The 15605-nt window shown below is 57.5% G+C and carries 15 protein-coding genes; 9 read left to right on the forward strand and 6 right to left on the reverse strand.

The features are described from left to right. Positions 1-236: 236 nt before the first annotated feature. Positions 237-665 (forward strand): DUF4124 domain-containing protein, encoded by a 429-nt coding sequence (locus K3169_RS25240; protein WP_099268092.1) that lies wholly within the window; start codon positions 237-239, stop codon positions 663-665. A gap of 23 nt (positions 666-688) precedes the next feature. Here the strand turns inward: K3169_RS25240 and K3169_RS25245 are convergent, their stop codons facing one another. The 3 genes from K3169_RS25245 to mrcB are packed head-to-tail and all read right to left on the reverse strand — an operon-like array spanning position 689 to position 4104. Further along, positions 689-1018, reverse strand: a complete 330-nt coding sequence (locus K3169_RS25245) for a YqcC family protein (protein ID WP_122705441.1) — start codon at positions 1016-1018, stop codon at positions 689-691. After that, positions 1018-1752, reverse strand: a complete 735-nt coding sequence (locus K3169_RS25250; protein WP_099268094.1) for a tetratricopeptide repeat protein — start codon at positions 1750-1752, stop codon at positions 1018-1020. The genes K3169_RS25245 and K3169_RS25250 overlap by 1 nt, the downstream gene beginning before the upstream one ends. A 30-nt stretch (positions 1753-1782) precedes the next feature. Next, positions 1783-4104, reverse strand: a complete 2322-nt coding sequence (gene mrcB, locus K3169_RS25255) for a penicillin-binding protein 1B (protein WP_263268564.1) — start codon at positions 4102-4104, stop codon at positions 1783-1785. A 129-nt stretch (positions 4105-4233) separates the two neighbouring features. On the opposite strand from mrcB, the gene K3169_RS25260 reads away from it, so the two are divergent. The 3 genes from K3169_RS25260 to K3169_RS25270 all read left to right on the forward strand — a co-directional run bounded on the left by K3169_RS25260 (position 4234) and on the right by K3169_RS25270 (position 6741). After that, a complete protein-coding gene (locus K3169_RS25260) occupies positions 4234-5772 on the forward strand; it encodes an AAA family ATPase (protein WP_263268566.1) in 1539 nt (512 codons plus the stop codon). 101 nt (positions 5773-5873) lie between these two features. Then, on the forward strand, positions 5874-6218 hold the full coding sequence (locus tag K3169_RS25265) for a pentapeptide repeat-containing protein (protein ID WP_099268096.1): 345 nt from the start codon (positions 5874-5876) through the stop codon (positions 6216-6218). A 199-nt stretch (positions 6219-6417) separates the two neighbouring features. Continuing rightward, entirely contained in the window at positions 6418-6741 is a 324-nt protein-coding gene (locus K3169_RS25270) for a TfoX/Sxy family protein (RefSeq protein WP_099268097.1), read from the forward strand. A 174-nt stretch (positions 6742-6915) separates the two neighbouring features. Here the strand turns inward: K3169_RS25270 and deoC are convergent, their stop codons facing one another. Beyond that, positions 6916-7704, reverse strand: a complete 789-nt coding sequence (gene deoC / locus K3169_RS25275; RefSeq protein WP_263268569.1) for a deoxyribose-phosphate aldolase — start codon at positions 7702-7704, stop codon at positions 6916-6918. 450 nt (positions 7705-8154) lie between these two features. On the opposite strand from deoC, the gene K3169_RS25280 reads away from it, so the two are divergent. Beyond that, on the forward strand, positions 8155-8484 hold the full coding sequence (locus K3169_RS25280; protein WP_231667977.1) for a Rieske (2Fe-2S) protein: 330 nt from the start codon (positions 8155-8157) through the stop codon (positions 8482-8484). Here K3169_RS25280 and sfsA read toward each other — a convergent pair. Then, positions 8448-9203, reverse strand: coding sequence for a DNA/RNA nuclease SfsA (gene sfsA, locus K3169_RS25285; protein WP_231667978.1), 756 nt, complete (start codon positions 9201-9203; stop codon positions 8448-8450). The genes K3169_RS25280 and sfsA overlap by 37 nt on opposite strands. Beyond that, positions 9203-10375 (reverse strand): pyridoxal phosphate-dependent aminotransferase, encoded by a 1173-nt coding sequence (locus K3169_RS25290; protein ID WP_263268573.1) that lies wholly within the window; start codon positions 10373-10375, stop codon positions 9203-9205. The genes sfsA and K3169_RS25290 overlap by 1 nt, the downstream gene beginning before the upstream one ends. Positions 10376-10733: 358 nt before the next feature. Here K3169_RS25290 and dksA point away from each other — a divergent pair, with 358 nt between their 5' ends. From dksA to K3169_RS25310, 4 genes are all read left to right on the forward strand, one after another. Further along, the gene (dksA, locus tag K3169_RS25295) at positions 10734-11177 is read left to right on the forward strand and encodes an RNA polymerase-binding protein DksA (RefSeq protein ID WP_027900346.1); all 444 of its coding nucleotides are present in this window, start codon (positions 10734-10736) and stop codon (positions 11175-11177) included. A 289-nt stretch (positions 11178-11466) separates the two neighbouring features. Beyond that, positions 11467-12354, forward strand: coding sequence for a tRNA glutamyl-Q(34) synthetase GluQRS (gene gluQRS, locus K3169_RS25300; protein WP_263268574.1), 888 nt, complete (start codon positions 11467-11469; stop codon positions 12352-12354). 123 nt (positions 12355-12477) lie between these two features. Next, entirely contained in the window at positions 12478-12654 is a 177-nt protein-coding gene (locus tag K3169_RS25305; protein ID WP_003176118.1) for a hypothetical protein, read from the forward strand. Continuing rightward, a complete protein-coding gene (locus K3169_RS25310) occupies positions 12638-15592 on the forward strand; it encodes a sensor histidine kinase (protein ID WP_263268576.1) in 2955 nt (984 codons plus the stop codon). Before K3169_RS25305 ends, K3169_RS25310 begins: the two co-directional genes overlap by 17 nt. The last annotated feature ends 13 nt before the right edge of the window (positions 15593-15605 follow it).

The following is a 15605-nucleotide window of genomic DNA, read 5'->3' on the forward strand; positions in this document are numbered from 1 at the left end:
GAGGTAACGCGTTGCGGGTGTTACAGGTCGGCGCGGGTGTGCGCCTCATGATCTACCGAGATGGTCTGCTTCTGGCAGTCCCTTCACAGCGAACTTTGGATTGTTGTGATTCGCCTGCCCCAAGTCAAGTCATCCGTGAGCTTTCTTCCAATTAACCGCACCAAAGTGCGCCGGATAAGGTCATGAAGGCGGCCTTGTGATAGTTTTCAGGACAAACGTACCTGGAAGGAAGCAGCATGCGTTGCATGATTATCGCCGCCATAGTTGCGCTGGCTCTCGGCACAACCGCCCAAGCGGCTCAGATTTATAAATGGGTCGACGACCAGGGCGTGACCCATTTCGATGCTCAGCCCCCCGCAGGGCGACAAACCCAGCAGATCGATACCCAGAAACCGCCCGCCGTGCCCACAACCGGCAACTCAAAGGCAGCCATTGACGAAGAGGCAGAGCAGCGGGCTGTCGATGACGTGGTCAAGAAGAAAATCACTCAGGAAGAGGGTCGACGCGCCGAGGATTGCAAGATTCTAAGGACCAATCTTTCCCAGCTACAGAACAATCCTCGCGTGCGGGAACAGGTTGAGGGGGGGCTGAAACGCCTTTCGGAAGATGAACGGCAAGTGCGTATTACCGAGACCCAGCAGGCGATTAAAGATTATTGCCTTTAAACCTGCCGGGCCTGAGACATGAATTACCGGGTCTGGCTGATCAACTGATCAAACTGCGCAAGCAACTGCTGCAACGGCCGGGTTTCGCGCTGGCGGGTGGCGTAGACCATCTCGGCCATTTCCAGGATGCCTGAGGCATTCGGCAGCGGCAGGTCATTCTCAAGAATGAGCTTCATTCTTGGCAGGAAAATCCATTGCAGCCATTGCTCGAACTCCAGCGTATCGACACAAAACGGTTCGCCACTGGAGAGCGCCTCTTCACTGGGCGGTAGATCACTCCACCAACCCAATGCCCGCAACTCGCGCTCGATCAGCAGCAAATGCTCGGCCACTTCAGGAAAGCGCTGATCCATCAAGCGCCGACCTTGGCTTTCTGACGAGCCAGGGCTGCACCGGACGCATCGCCCTGCTTCTCACGTGCCTGAGCGATGATCTCCCACAGGCTGGCCTGCAGACTTGGGCGACCATTGGCGTAAGTCAGACCACGACGCGCCAGTTGCTCGGCCTGAGCGGAATCGCCCTGAGCCAGTCGCACTTGTGCCAGTCGATAGATAACTTGCGGCTCCCGAGGAGCAACACGTTGCGCACGCTCAAGGCTCGAAGACGCGCCATTGAGGTCGCCGCCGTTCTGCTGCTGCTGAGCGGTGGTCAACAGCGCCAGGACCGGGCCATCAAGTTGTTCATCGGCAGACAAGCCGCTACCGGAAGACGGGATGCCACTTGGCGCACTGGACGCAGGCATGTTGTAAGTGTTGCTGGTAACCGGTGCGCTGACCGACGAAGTGTCGATCGGCGGACTGACGCTGATCGGAGCCTGCCCAGCCGGAGCAGCATACGTATCGATAGGTGCGGAACTACCGCCACCGCCACCCGGAATCATGACCACGACGCCAGAATCCTGCGGTACGGACTGAGCTTGCGCAGGCGCCTGAGCAACGCTTGCCCGAGAAGCGCCGTTGCGCGACACGCGCTCGCTATTGGAAACCTTCGAACCCGAATCCACCACGGGAATCGAGCCACGTTCTACGCTGGCACAACCATTGAGCAGAGCAACAGCTGTCAACGCTGGTATTAACCACTTGTTCACTTTAGATCCTCTTTGGGGCGCTCAATTAATCTAGTTCAGCCAACCCTTGACCCAATCCATCACTTCCTGGGCCGGAGCCGCAGGCCCACCACAAGCAGCGCCGGGGGCAGGTTCACTGCCGCGAATATACGGCATCTGCACGGCGTTCGGGCAACCGGCATCGGATCCCTCGCCTGTCGCGGCATTGACCCACACCTGCACGACGTTATCAGGCTGTGCCATGTCCAGCGGCAGCGGATCCGCTTTGCTCATGAAACTGGTCCAGACCTGCAACGCACCGGTTGCACCGGTAAACGGCGTTTTGCCGTTGTCATCGCGACCCAGCCACACCACCGCCAGCAGGTCCTGACTGAAACCGGCAAACCAGCTGTCCCGGGAGTCGTTGGTCGTACCGGACTTACCCGCAAGATTCAGCGAGCTTGGCAATACGTTGTAAACAGAGCGACCGGTACCTTCGCGCATCACCCGCTGCATCGCATTTTGCAGAAGATAGATCGAGCCCGGATCGAAGCGCTGCTGAATCTGGAACGGGTAACGCTTGAGCGGCTCACCTTCAGCAGTCAGCACGCTGCGGATACCGCGCATTGGCGTGTTGAAACCGCCGTTCGCGATGGTCTGGAACATCGTTGCAACCTGAATCGGACTCAATGCACCGGCACCCAGCAACATCGACGGATACGCAGGCCAATCAACGTCAACACCCAGCTTACCGATGGTTTTGAATACGTTCGGCACACCGACTTCCAGGCCGATTTTGGCGCTGGACAGGTTGTAGGAATGCGCCAGGCCCTGATACAGGAAAATATTACCGTGAGCCTTGTGATCGAAGTTTTGCGGCTTCCAGACCTGACCGTCGGCACCTTTGACCTGGAACGGTTCGTCGGCCACCCAACTGGTCAACGTGTACTTGCTTGGACGCTCAAGAGCGGTGAGATAAATGGACGGCTTCACCAATGAGCCAATCGGTCGCACTGCGTCGATGGCCCGGTTGAAACCGGCATAACCTGCCTTGCGGCTACCGATCAGCGCCTGGACCTCACCGGTTTCCGGGTTGGTCACGACCATGGCCGCTTCAACGTCATCGACACCCTTGCGGCCCGACAGACGCTTGAACGTCTCGCTCATGGCCGACTCGGACTTCATCTGCAGGATTGGATCAAAGCTGGTGAAGATGCGCAGACCTTCTTCAGTCAAGTCTTCGTCGCGATAGTCTTCGCGCAGTTGGCGTTTGACCAGATCGAGGAAGCCCGGGAAGGAGCTGTCGGCCAGGCTACCGGTCTTGGTCACGCCCAACGGCATCTTCTTGGCTGCGGCTACTACTTCAGCCGTGGCCACGCCCTGTTGTTCAAGCAAATCGAGCACCAGATTACGTCGCTCAAGGGCACGTTCCGGGTTACGACGCGGGTTGTAATAGGAAGGCCCTTTGACCAGACCGACCAACAACGCGACCTGATGCAACTTGAGCTCTGACAACGGCTGACTGAAGAAATACTGACTGGCAAGGCCAAAGCCGTGCACCGCGCGCTGACCGTCCTGACCGACGAACACCTCGTTGAGATAAGCCTCAAGGATTTCCTGCTTGCTGTAGTGGATCTCCAGCAACACAGCCATCATGGCTTCGGTCAGTTTGCGGGTCAGGCTGCGCTCATTGGTCAGGTAGAAGTTCTTGACCAACTGTTGCGTCAGCGTACTCCCGCCCTGACGCATCTGCCCGGCAGAGGCATTGATCCAGAATGCACGGGCAATCGACTTGGGCGACACGCCAAAGTGATGATAGAAATCCCGATCTTCAACAGTTACAAGTGTATCAAGCAGATACGGCGGGGCCTGATCGAGCTTGATCAGGATCCGGTCTTCGAGATTTTTCGGGTAAAGCCCACCGATCATCAGCGGTTCCAGACGGGCAACTGCCAGCTTGGCGCCATTGGCCGAAGAAAGGTCCGCAACATAGTCGCCGGAGAAACGGACACGGATCTGCTGGGCAGGATCGGTGCCTTCATAGAACTGAAAACCGCGGGTATTAAGGTCTACGGTATTGCCGCTGACAGCAGCTGCGCCCGGACCATTGGCAACGCTTTCGCGCCGATAACCCAGCGCATCAAGCTCAATGAGGAAGTCATCCTTGCTCAGCTTCTGCCCGACAAACAACTCCAGTGGCCGCGCATACACCTTGGCCGGAATCATCCAGCGCTTGCCGGAAAACTTCTCTTGAACGATGGCATCAAGGTAAATGGCGAAGCCAGCCAGCACGACGAGCCCGACAATGCCGAGCTTCAACCCCCAGCCTAACCAGGTACGAAGTCCGCCAGAGGCAGGTTTTTTTGCTTTGCGAGAGGATCGAGTACGAGTCATGGCGGCGGATTATACGCACTTTGCCGGGGTTCGAAAGACACCCTTACCGGAGGTTTGCAGCCTCGCGCCAAGCGGCCATAATGCCCACCTTGAAGCATTTAATGAAACATCACTATTGAAGGATCGTCCGTGAGCCAGTCACTGATTGCAGCCCTGCAGAACCCCGCGCTGTTTCCGCATCCGGTCGAGGGCTTTCAGCTCATCGAAACGCACATTTCGTGGGTACTGCTCACCGGTCCATTCGTTTACAAATTCAAGAAACCGGTCAACTTCGGTTTTCTGGACTTCACGACGCTTTCAGCGCGTGAACACTTCTGCAAGGAAGAGCTGCGTCTCAACCAGCGCCTGACCGACGACCTGTATCTGGAAGTCATCCCGGTGACCGGCAGTGCCGAGGCACCGCAACTGGGTGGCGAAGGCGAAGTCATCGAATATGCGCTGAAAATGCGCCAGTTCTCGCAAGACGGTTTGTTGAGTACGTTGCAGGCCAATGGCGAGTTGACGTCGACGCACATCGACAACATCGCCACGCAGATCGGCCAGTTCCATATTGATGCGCCAAAGGTGGGTGCTGAAAATGAGCTGGGGTCGCCTGACACGGTCATGGCTCCGGTCCTGCAAAACTTCGAGCAGATTCGCCCGTTAATCAGCGAAAAATCAGACCTGCAGCAACTCGATGCCCTGCAAGCATGGGCTGAATCGAGTTTCGAAAGGCTCAAGCCCCTGCTCGCCCAGCGTAAAGCCGATGGTTTTATCCGTGAGTGCCACGGCGACATTCATCTGGGCAATATGACCCTGATCGATAACAAGGTCGTGATCTTCGACTGCATCGAGTTCAACGAACCGTTCCGCATGACCGACGTCTATGCCGATATCGGCTTCCTGGCCATGGACCTGGAAGATCGCGGTCTGAAATCCCTGGCTCGTCGTCTCATCAGCCAGTATCTGGAACTGACCGGAGACTATCAGGGGCTTGAGCTGCTGAACTTCTATAAAGCCTACCGTGCACTGGTTCGCGCCAAGGTTGCGCTTTTCAGTATGCCAGCAGGGGCCGATGCGGTTCAGCGCGGCGCGACCCTGCGTCAATATCGCAATTACGCCAACCTGGCAGAAAGTTACAGCGCTATTCCTTCGCGCTTCCTGGTTATCACTCACGGCGTATCTGCTGTGGGCAAGAGCCATGTTGCCAAACGTCTTGTAGATTCCCTGGGCGCCGTACGCCTGCGTTCAGACGTAGAACGTAAACGCCTGTTTGCCGGGCAGGACGCCAACCTTTATGACGCTGACGCAAGCCAGGCGACTTATGCACGCCTGCATGAACTGGCCGCAGTCGTCCTGCGCGCCGGGTTCCCGGTGGTTATAGATGCAACGTACCTGCAACAGGCTCAGCGCGAGTCGGCGGCAAAAGTTGCCGAAACCACTGGCGTGCCGTTCCTGATCCTGGACTGTGATGCCCCCGAAGCAGTCATTGCAGGCTGGCTCGCCCAGCGTCAGGCAGAAAACACAGACCCTTCCGACGCAACGCTGGAAGTTATCCGGGCACAGCAGGCTAGCCGTGAACCGCTGACTGCGGAAGAAACCCTGCACAGCAAGCGCGTCGAAACCAACAAAAGCAGCGACCTCGACAACCTGATCGAAAACCTTCGTCAGCGCCTTCCCGCGCTCTAAAACAATGTTTTGAGCCGTTTAGCAGTTAGTGCTTCACGGCTTCAAAATAGTGGCGATATACTGGCGTCATAATTCTAACGGAACGGAAAAGCGAGGCGCTTATGAGTCAGCCCAAAGTACTGGATTCCCCGCTGTACGCGATGCTGCGCAATGATGATGTTGCGGGGTTCAACCAAGAGAAACCCAAGTCAGGCACCATTGATTTCCGGGGTGGCGACTTCCGCGGGCTGGACTTGCGCAATCTCGACACCGACGGCATCGACTTCACCAATGCCTATTTCCGATCCGCTGACTTGCGCGGCCTTGACCTGAGCAGCACCCCACTGGAAGGCGCAAGCATCGCCCACGCACAGATCTCGGGGACATTCTTCCCTCGCGAACTGAGCGCTGACGAAATTCTGATGTCGGTCAACTTCGGTACGCGTCTGCGTTACCGTACGCACTGATTTCAGCGCACGTCCCGCCTCGATCAAGCCCGCATGCGCAATGCATGCCGGGCTGGCTCTGCGCAGCCTCCCGCCCACTGATCACCTGACGCTATCTACCCGATCACCTGCCCTGCACCTTTTCCTCCGAACGCTACAATTCCTTAAGACTTGCCAGGTTTTCACCCACAGTCATAGCTCAGCATCGCACGGAGGCATGATGAACGATGAACTGCAACACCTGAAAAACGTCGGCAAGACTTCAGCCCAATGGTTGCACGCCGTGGGCATACACAGTGCTTCTGATTTACGTCGTATGGGCGCTGTAGATGCTTATCAGGCAGTTCGAAAGCGGGGATTTCGAGCAACCAAAGTGTTGTTGTATGCGATTGAGGCAGCTTTGATGGATATTCATTGGATTGACCTGCCCATAGATCGCAAGGACGCTTTGAACAGACAGGTCAACCACCGCAGAGGTCTTGGAAAGGGGCTGATTGAGCCCGCTCAGAAAATAGATGAAAAGAAGTCATTGACTTGCAAATGAGAATCGATATGATTATCACAACCGGTCGCGAGACTGGCCGATAACTGAAAGACCTTGGTTCGGACTTTCAGATTATCTCCTCATCAGGCTAATCACGGTTTTTGACCCGGCTTTTTGCCGGGTCTTTTTTTGCCCGCGATTTCTTCTCGACGGGCAAAAAAAGCAAACCATTTATTAGTAGCCGTCACCCCGCGAACCCGGTTCAGCAACCCCGAGCTTTGACAGGATGTCGTCCAGCAGGCTAGACCCCACCAGCCTGACGCGTTCATCACTGACCCACTGCGGACCGAAGCGCGCGCGAGCCATTTCGATAAATTGTCTGGCGTCATCGAGGGTCCGCAAGCCGCCACAGAACTTGAGCCCTACCTGCCCACCGACCTCTACCAGACTTTCAAGCATGACTCGCACAGCCTGTATAGTCGGAGGCGTCACCAGCTTGCCGGTGCTGGTCTTGATAAAGTTGGCACCCGCAATGATTGCCGCCAGACAGGCGTCACGAATGATCTGCGGATCGCGCAGATCGCCAACTTCCAGAGTCACTGTGAGCACCATGTCCGGCCCGCACGCTGCACGACATGAAGCAACCATATTTGCCCCGGTCTGCTGATCGCCTGACAGCAGCGTGCGGAACGGATACACCAGGTCGATCTCGTCGGCCCCGGACATGACTGCGGCGCGCGTTTCCGACATCACAGCTTCTTCATTCGCAGAAACGTAGGGGAAATTGACCACGGCGACTACGCGAATATCGCGGTGCTGAAGTCGATCCAGGGTCGTGCGAGCCAGCAACACGAATCGCGGATACACACAAATTGCCGCGATCGGCCCCAACGGTGTCATCGCCCGATGACACAAGCCAACGATGCGCGACTCGGTGTCGTCAACATCCAGCGCCATCAAATCAAACAGGCTGATCGCCTGGCGTGCCAATTGCTCATCTTCAGTGGAGATGTCCATGCTCATGTGCCGTCCTCGAACGCTTCAAAATGAAAGCGAGAACATATAGGAGCGAGGGGCATGCAGGTGCCCGACAAGGCAGAGAGAGAGGAGTACTACGTGATTACAGGAAATTTCCGAAGTAAAAGTCGGTGTCTGAGTTTGGAATGCGGCACCAAGAGTCTGGGTTGAAATGCAATAGCCTGTGAGAGCCGAGCTTGGTCTGGGCGGCACACAGGTCCACAATCCCGTAGGACCGGCTTTAGCCGGGAGGGCGTCGGGACATTCGCTAAATATCCTTGGCCAGAAATACTGCTCTCCCGGCTAGAGCCAGTCCTATAAGATCAAGATCATGCTTGCAGGCAAACATAGAATCTCCCACAGCGCCCGCCGCATCTAAAGATATCCCCCAACCCCGAAAAGAACTGCCACAATTTGCCGCTTGAGAAACAACATCACAGCCCAACGGAGGCCCTGGTGGAATTGCTCTGCACCGGTGATCAATTGCCGGAAGCCCAAAGCCGCGGGTTTGAAATCAATGGTCACAAGCTGTTCGCCACACGGCGCGACGGGAAGGTCTTCGTCTATGAAAACCGCTGCCCGCATCGTGGCGTGCCGCTGGAGTGGCAGCCAGACCAGTTTCTGGACCCAAGCGCCAGCCTGATTCACTGCGCCACTCATGGAGCCTTGTTCCTGATTGAAAGCGGCGAATGCGTCGCAGGCCCCTGTGAAGGAAGATCTCTGACCGGAATTACCAGCCACGAGGATCATCAAGGGATCTGGATCGACATACCCGGCGGCAACTGATCAGGCTCTTTGGCCCAGCGAAGCTGCAACGGCCGATCAATGAAGATTTCTTCAGGCGTCAACTGCACGCCATACGCCAAAACTTCAACGCCCGCCGCGACTGCCTCGCGCAATGCAGCGGCGTAGCCTGGGTCTACTTCCTCGGCAGGCCGCACGGCCTCGATGTCGGTCAGGTTCACGCAATACAACAACACGGCACGTACACCCTCGCGCGCCAGGTTCGCCAACTCCCGCAAGTGTCGTGCGCCACGCTGGGTGACCGCATCCGGAAACGCCGCTACCGCAGAGCCATCAAAACCCAGGGTGACACTTTTGACCTCGACGTAGGCTGGACCCTTCGGGTAATCCAAACGAAAATCCACCCGGCTTTTTTCCTGACCATAGGCTACTTCGCGCTTGAGAGCGGTAAAGCCGTTCAACTCGGTGATCACCCCGGCGCGCAACGCTTCTTCTACCAGGGTGTTGGCACGTCCGGTGTTGACACACGCCAGGCGTCCCTGTGGGGTTTCGCTGATTTCCCAGGTGCCCGGCAACTTGCGCTTTGGGTCATTGGAGCGGCTGAACCACACACGCCCGCCCGGCATCATGCAATTGAACATCGAGCCGGTATTGGGGCAATGGATGGTCAGCAACTCACCGCTGTCAGTTTGAATGTCCGCGAGAAAGCGCTTGTAGCGCAGCAACAGCACACCTTGTTCAAGCTTCGGAGAAAAATGCATCAGCCTTGCCAGCTCCTTAGCCCGCGAGCAATTCGCTCAACCGCCTCCTGCAAACGCGGCAGGCTCTGGGTGTAGGCGAAACGCACGTGGTGGCCGGCCTGGAAGCGCCCGAAGTCCAGCCCCGGTGTGATTGCAACGTGCTCGGTTTCAAGGAAGTGCTGGCAAAACGAGTAGCCGTCGCCACCGAACGCGGTGATGTCGGCATACAAATAGAACGCGCCTTCTGGCTCAACCGCGATACCGAAGCCCAACTCGCGCAAAGCCGGTAACAGGTAATCCCGGCGCAAGCCAAACTCGGTACGGCGCTGCTCAAGGATTTCCAGCGTCTGCGGCTCGAAGCAGGCAAGCGCAGCGTACTGCGCCATGCTTGGCGCACTGATGTAAAGATTCTGAGCCAGCTTTTCCAGATCAGCGACCGCATCGTGAGGCGCGACCAGCCACCCAAGACGCCATCCGGTCATGCCGAAATATTTCGAAAAACTATTCAGTACGAATGCGTCATCGTCGACTTCCAGCACGCTGGCTGCATCGGTGCCGTACGTCAGGCCGTGGTAAATCTCGTCCACTACCAGATGACCGTTCCGCGCCTTGAGCGCCGAGGAAAGCCCGGCCAATTCATCGCGACTCAACAATGTACCCGTCGGGTTTGCAGGCGATGCTACCAAAGCGCCGACACTGTCTTTATCCCAATGCCTTGCGACCAGATCCGGGGTAAGTTGATAACGCTCCTGAGGACCGACCGGCACCAATTGTGCCGCGCCTTCTACAAGGCGCAGAAAATGCCGGTTACACGGGTAACCAGGGTCCGCAAGCAGCCAGTGCTTACCGGGGTCGACCAGCAAACTGCTGGCAAGCAGCAGCGCGCCGGACCCGCCAGGCGTGACCAGAATCCGGCCAGGGTCGACGTTCACGCCATAACGCTGGGCATAAAACCCGGCAATGGCTTCGCGTAATTCAGGCAGGCCGCGGGCTGCGGTGTAACGGGTTTTACCGGCCGCCAACGCAGCCTGGCCAGCCGCAATAATGGGCTCGGCCGTCGTGAAGTCGGGCTCGCCAATCTCCAGATGAATCACGTCATGCCCGGCGGCCTGCAGCTCGTTGGCACGCGCCAGCAGCGCCATGACATGAAAGGGTTCGATGGCGCGACTGCGCGCACTGTAGGGCTGAGCCATTGACCTTCCTTTAAATCTGATCGAGGTCGGATGCCTGTCAGGCATGCGAAAAGTGATGAGCGATTCTACCCAAGCACCCGCCCCTACAGGAAAGTTAATAAACCCCGAAAAACAGTGGATGGTGAGCAATAAGCCATTGAAAAGAGTGTGATCCTCTCAAGGCGTTGAACGTTTTAATCAGCCTTGCGTCTGTAGCAACGGCCATTCACCGCCCAGCTCGAATGCACGCTCGACAACCGGGAGTAGCGCGCTCCGATTCGATCTGGTAAGTTCGCCCGCTTGCAGCCGCAGGGCCGGCAGGTGCCGGTGATGGATATTTTCCTGCGCAATGGATTAAAGAGTGAGAGGCGGTCCATTCATGCCCACCCAAGAAAAGCAGCAGACCAACCAGCTGGACGGTGACTTCAAGCCTTACGAAAGCAGTAAGGGTGAGGAGTACATGGGCAAGCCCATGCGCGAACACTTCACAAAAATCCTCACCAACTGGAAACAGCAGTTGATGAAGGAAGTTGATCGCACCATGACTCACATGAAGGACGAAGCTGCGAACTTTCCTGATCCGGCCGACCGTGCCAGTCAGGAAGAAGAGTTCAGCCTTGAACTGCGTGCTCGTGATCGCGAACGCAAACTGATCAAAAAGATCGACAAGACGCTGCAACTGATCGAAGACGAAGAATACGGCTGGTGCGAATCCTGCGGCGTAGAGATCGGCATCCGCCGCCTCGAAGCCCGTCCGACAGCCGACCAGTGCGTCGACTGCAAGACATTGGCAGAAATCAAGGAAAAGCAGGTCGGCAAGTAACACGACCCGTAACCTTGCAGACACAAAGGACGCTTCGGCGTCCTTTGTTGTTTTTGAGCTCAACCAATCCCCCCATTGGAATGCTCTCCCTGCAGGGTTGCGCTCTTCTGTTGAGCGAGGCTTGCCCGCGAATCAGGCGCTGCGGTGTATCAGCTTTACCGAGTAATCGTTCTTCGCGGGCAAGCCTCGCTCCAACAGGTGAACGGACGCAGGCATATATAAAGTCTCCTGAAGGTTTGGCGTCTTTTCAGTCTCGAAGCAAACCCCAATCTCCAGTAACATCCGCCCCATGAAATCCCCCTCCTACATCGGGCGCTTTGCGCCAACGCCCAGCGGTTATCTGCACTTCGGCTCACTGGTCGCGGCGCTGGCGTCTTATCTCGACGCGCGCGCAGTGGGTGGGCAGTGGTTGATGCGCATGGAAGACCTCGATCCGCCGCGAGAAGTAGCGGGCGCTCAACGGGCAATTCTTGAAACGCTCGAACGCTATGGCTTTGAATGGGATGGACAACTGGTCACCCAAAGTCATCGCCACGATGCCTATCAGGAAATCATCAACCGCTGGTTCAGCCACGGTCTTGCTTATGCGTGCACCTGCTCGCGCAAACAGCTCGAACCCTTTCAGGGTGTTTACCCGGGCACCTGCAGAAATGCCGGACACTCGCCCGATAACGCAGCCATCCGCATTCGTGTACCCGAACTGCTGTACCGGTTTGAGGATCGTGTGCAAGGCCCGTTTCAGCAACACCTTGGCCGTGAGGTGGGTGACTTTGTGATCCGTCGTCGCGACGGGTTTTACGCATATCAACTGGCGGTTGTCATCGACGACGCCCTGCAGGGTGTGACCGATATTGTCCGCGGTGCCGACCTGCTCGACTCCACGCCGCGCCAGTTGTACCTCCAGGAATTGCTCGGCGCACCACAGCCACGTTATCTGCATGTGCCGCTCATCACTCAGCCCGACGGCAACAAGCTGGGGAAAAGCTACCGCTCGCCGCCACTGGAGGCCGATCAGGCAATTCCACTGTTGTTGCGGGCCTTGCGCGCACTCGGCCAGGAACCAGAATCGGCGCTCGCTTACGGCTCGCCCCAGGAAGTTCTGAAATGGGCAATCGAGCGCTGGAACGTTTCCGCCATTCCACGCGTACGGAACCTTGAAGAAGCCCGGATAGACTGAGATAGAGCGCTCGCCGCAAACTGGCATGGATGGCAGCTTACGCGACACTTGCAGGTTGCCCGCCATCCGTTACCATGCCGCTCCTCAACTGCCGCAACGCGAATGAATCGTGAAGGAGGCCAAATGTATATTTACCGCTTGGTCCTGTTGCTGGTAGTCGGCATTTATCTGTTTTCGCCGGCCATCATGGATTGGTGGATCGACGCCACCGGCGCGTGGTATCGGCCTTACCTGCTATGGCTGATCCTGATCGTGGTGACCTTCATTCTGCAGAGTCAAAAAGATGCCGATGAGCTTTAGCCTGACCCAGATGATTCTGGTCAGCGCCGCTTATCTGCTCGTGCTGTTTGGCGTCGCGTGGATCAGCGAACGCGGCGTCATCCCGCGCTGGATCATCCGTCACCCGCTGACATACACCTTGTCTCTGGGTGTTTACGCCAGCGCTTGGGCCTTCTACGGCACGGTCGGCCTGGCGTACCAGTACGGTTACGGCTTCCTTTCCAGTTATCTCGGCGTATCCGGCGCCTTTCTGCTGGCGCCCGTTCTGCTCTATCCGATCCTGCGCATCACCCGCACCTATCAACTGTCGTCTCTGGCGGACCTGTTCGCGTTCCGCTTTCGCAGCACCTGGGCAGGCGCGCTGACCACGATCTTCATGTTGATTGGGGTGCTACCGCTCCTGGCGCTGCAAATCCAGGCGGTGGCCGACTCGATTGGCATCCTGACCCGCGAGCCGGTGCAGGATCGCGTTGCCATCGCGTTCTGCGCACTGATTACCCTGTTCACGATTTTCTTTGGCTCACGTCATATCGCCACCCGCGAAAAACATGAAGGTCTGGTATTCGCGATTGCCTTCGAGTCGGTGATCAAACTCGTGGCCATTGGCGGTATCGGACTTTATGCCTTGTATGGCGTGTTCGATGGCCCGCAGCAACTTGAGCTGTGGCTGCTGCAAAACCAGACCGCCCTCGCCGCCTTGCACACGCCTTTGCAGGAAGGCCCGTGGCGCACGTTGTTGCTGGTGTTCTTCGCCTCGGCCATCGTCATGCCGCACATGTACCACATGACCTTTACCGAGAACCTCAACCCGCGCGCACTGGTCAGCGCCAGCTGGGGCCTGCCGCTGTTTCTATTGTTGATGAGCCTGGCGGTGCCGCTGATTCTGTGGGCGGGGCTCAAACTGGGCGCTACCACCAGCCCCGAGTTCTTCACCCTGGGCATTGGCATCGCGGTCAACAGCAAGTCACTGGCGTTGCTGGCCTATGTCGGTGGTTTGTCTGCCGCCAGCGGTTTGATCATCGTGACGACACTGGCGCTGTCCGGCATGGCGCTGAACCACCTGGTGCTGCCGCTTTATCAACCGCCAGCCGAAGGCAATATCTATCGCTGGCTGAAGTGGACCCGCCGCGCGCTGATTGTGGCGATCATAATGGCCGGTTACGGCTTCTATCTGCTGCTGGGCGCGCAACAGGATCTGGCCAATCTGGGCATCGTTGCTTTCGTCGCGACTCTGCAATTCCTGCCGGGCGTGCTGTCCGTGCTGTATTGGCCCGCCGCCAATCGCAGAGGGTTCATTGCCGGATTGCTGGCGGGTATCAGCGTCTGGATCGTCAGCATGTTGTTGCCACTGATTGGTGACTTCCGGGGCTTCTACATTCCGCTGCTGAACATGATTTACGTACTGGACGACACCAGCTGGCACATGGCGGCCATTGCTTCGCTGGCCGCCAACGTCCTGGTGTTCACTCTGATCTCACTGTTCAGCAACCCGAGCCCCGAAGAAGCCAGTGCTGCCGAGGCCTGTGCGGTGGACAACGTTCGTCGCCCGCAGCGCCGCGAGCTGCACGCCGTATCCCCTCAGGAATTCGCCACGCAACTGGCCAAACCCTTGGGCGCGAAAGCCGCCCAGAAGGAAGTCGAGCAGGCCCTGCGCGATCTCTACCTGCCATTCGACGAACGTCGGCCTTACGCCTTGCGGCGTTTAAGGGACAGAATCGAGGCCAATCTTTCCGGCTTGATGGGCCCCAGCGTGGCGCAGGACATGGTTGAAACATTCCTGCCCTATAAGTCCAGCGGCGAAAACTATGTCACCGAAGACATTCACTTTATTGAAAGCCGGCTTGAGGATTACCACTCGCGCCTCACCGGTCTGGCAGCCGAACTTGATGCCCTGCGCCGCTATCACCGGCAAACGCTTCAGGAATTGCCGATGGGTGTGTGCTCGCTGGCCAAGGATCAGGAGATCCTGATGTGGAACAAGGCCATGGAAGAGCTCACCGGGATTGCTGCCAAGCGCGTCGTTGGCTCACGGCTCGAGACCATCGGTGAACCCTGGAAAGAATTATTGAGCGGCTTCATTAATTTGCCCGACGAACACTTGCACAAACAACGCCTGCCACTGGATGGCCAGATCCGCTGGCTGAACCTGCACAAAGCTGCGATCGACGAACCATTGGCACCGGGTAACAGCGGGCTGGTGTTGCTGGTTGAGGACCTGACTGAAACGCAGATGCTCGAAGACAAGCTGGTGCATTCCGAACGCCTTGCGAGCATCGGTCGCCTGGCCGCCGGTGTGGCTCACGAAATAGGCAACCCGATCACCGGCATTGCCTGCCTGGCGCAGAACCTGCGCGAAGAGCGCGAAGAAGATGGCGAGTTGAAGGAAATCAGCAGCCAGATTCTCGAACAGACCAAACGCGTTTCACGCATCGTGCAATCGCTGATGAGTTTCGCCCACGCAGGCAGCCATCAGCACTCGGACGAAGCTGTCTGTCTGGCTGAAGTGGCGCAGGACGCTATTGGTTTGCTTGCCCTGAACCGACGTAATTTCGAAGTCCAGTTCTATAATCTGTGCAACCCCGAGCACTGGGTCGATGGCGATCCGCAACGGCTTGCTCAGGTACTGATCAACCTGCTCTCCAACGCCCGTGACGCCTCGCCGGCAGGCAGCGCAGTCAGGGTCAGGAGCGAAGCATCCGAACACACTGTCGATCTGATCGTAGAAGACGAAGGCAGTGGAATTCCCAAGGCAATCATGGATCGATTGTTTGAACCGTTCTTCACTACCAAGGACCCGGGTGAAGGGACCGGACTGGGCCTCGCGCTGGTCTATTCCATCGTTGAAGAGCATTATGGACAGATCACCATCGACAGCCCGGTTGATACCGAGCACGAGCGCGGTACCCGTATTCGGGTAACACTTCCGCGCCATGTCGAAGCGACGTCCGCCGTGAACTGAGCCCGTCGAGAGA

The sequence above is a fragment of the Pseudomonas phytophila genome, from assembly GCF_025643095.1.
In the GTDB taxonomy this organism is placed as follows: Bacteria; Pseudomonadota; Gammaproteobacteria; order Pseudomonadales; family Pseudomonadaceae; genus Aquipseudomonas; species Aquipseudomonas quasicaspiana.

Bases quoted from the DNA above. Each gene is read 5' to 3' on its own strand.
- K3169_RS25290 (WP_263268573.1), bottom strand. From the start codon at position 10,375: ATGGCTCAGCCCTACAGTGCGCGCAGTCGCGCCATCGAACCCTTTCAT.
- mrcB (WP_263268564.1), bottom strand. From the start codon at position 4,104: ATGACTCGTACTCGATCCTCTCGCAAAGCAAAAAAACCTGCCTCTGGC.
- K3169_RS25270 (WP_099268097.1), top strand. From the start codon at position 6,418: ATGAACGATGAACTGCAACACCTGAAAAACGTCGGCAAGACTTCAGCC.
- sfsA (WP_231667978.1), bottom strand. From the start codon at position 9,203: ATGCATTTTTCTCCGAAGCTTGAACAAGGTGTGCTGTTGCTGCGCTAC.
- K3169_RS25265 (WP_099268096.1), top strand. From the start codon at position 5,874: ATGAGTCAGCCCAAAGTACTGGATTCCCCGCTGTACGCGATGCTGCGC.
- K3169_RS25305 (WP_003176118.1), top strand. From the start codon at position 12,478: ATGTATATTTACCGCTTGGTCCTGTTGCTGGTAGTCGGCATTTATCTG.
- gluQRS (WP_263268574.1), top strand. From the start codon at position 11,467: ATGAAATCCCCCTCCTACATCGGGCGCTTTGCGCCAACGCCCAGCGGT.
- K3169_RS25245 (WP_122705441.1), bottom strand. From the start codon at position 1,018: ATGGATCAGCGCTTTCCTGAAGTGGCCGAGCATTTGCTGCTGATCGAG.
- dksA (WP_027900346.1), top strand. From the start codon at position 10,734: ATGCCCACCCAAGAAAAGCAGCAGACCAACCAGCTGGACGGTGACTTC.
- K3169_RS25310 (WP_263268576.1), top strand. From the start codon at position 12,638: ATGCCGATGAGCTTTAGCCTGACCCAGATGATTCTGGTCAGCGCCGCT.
- K3169_RS25240 (WP_099268092.1), top strand. From the start codon at position 237: ATGCGTTGCATGATTATCGCCGCCATAGTTGCGCTGGCTCTCGGCACA.
- deoC (WP_263268569.1), bottom strand. From the start codon at position 7,704: ATGAGCATGGACATCTCCACTGAAGATGAGCAATTGGCACGCCAGGCG.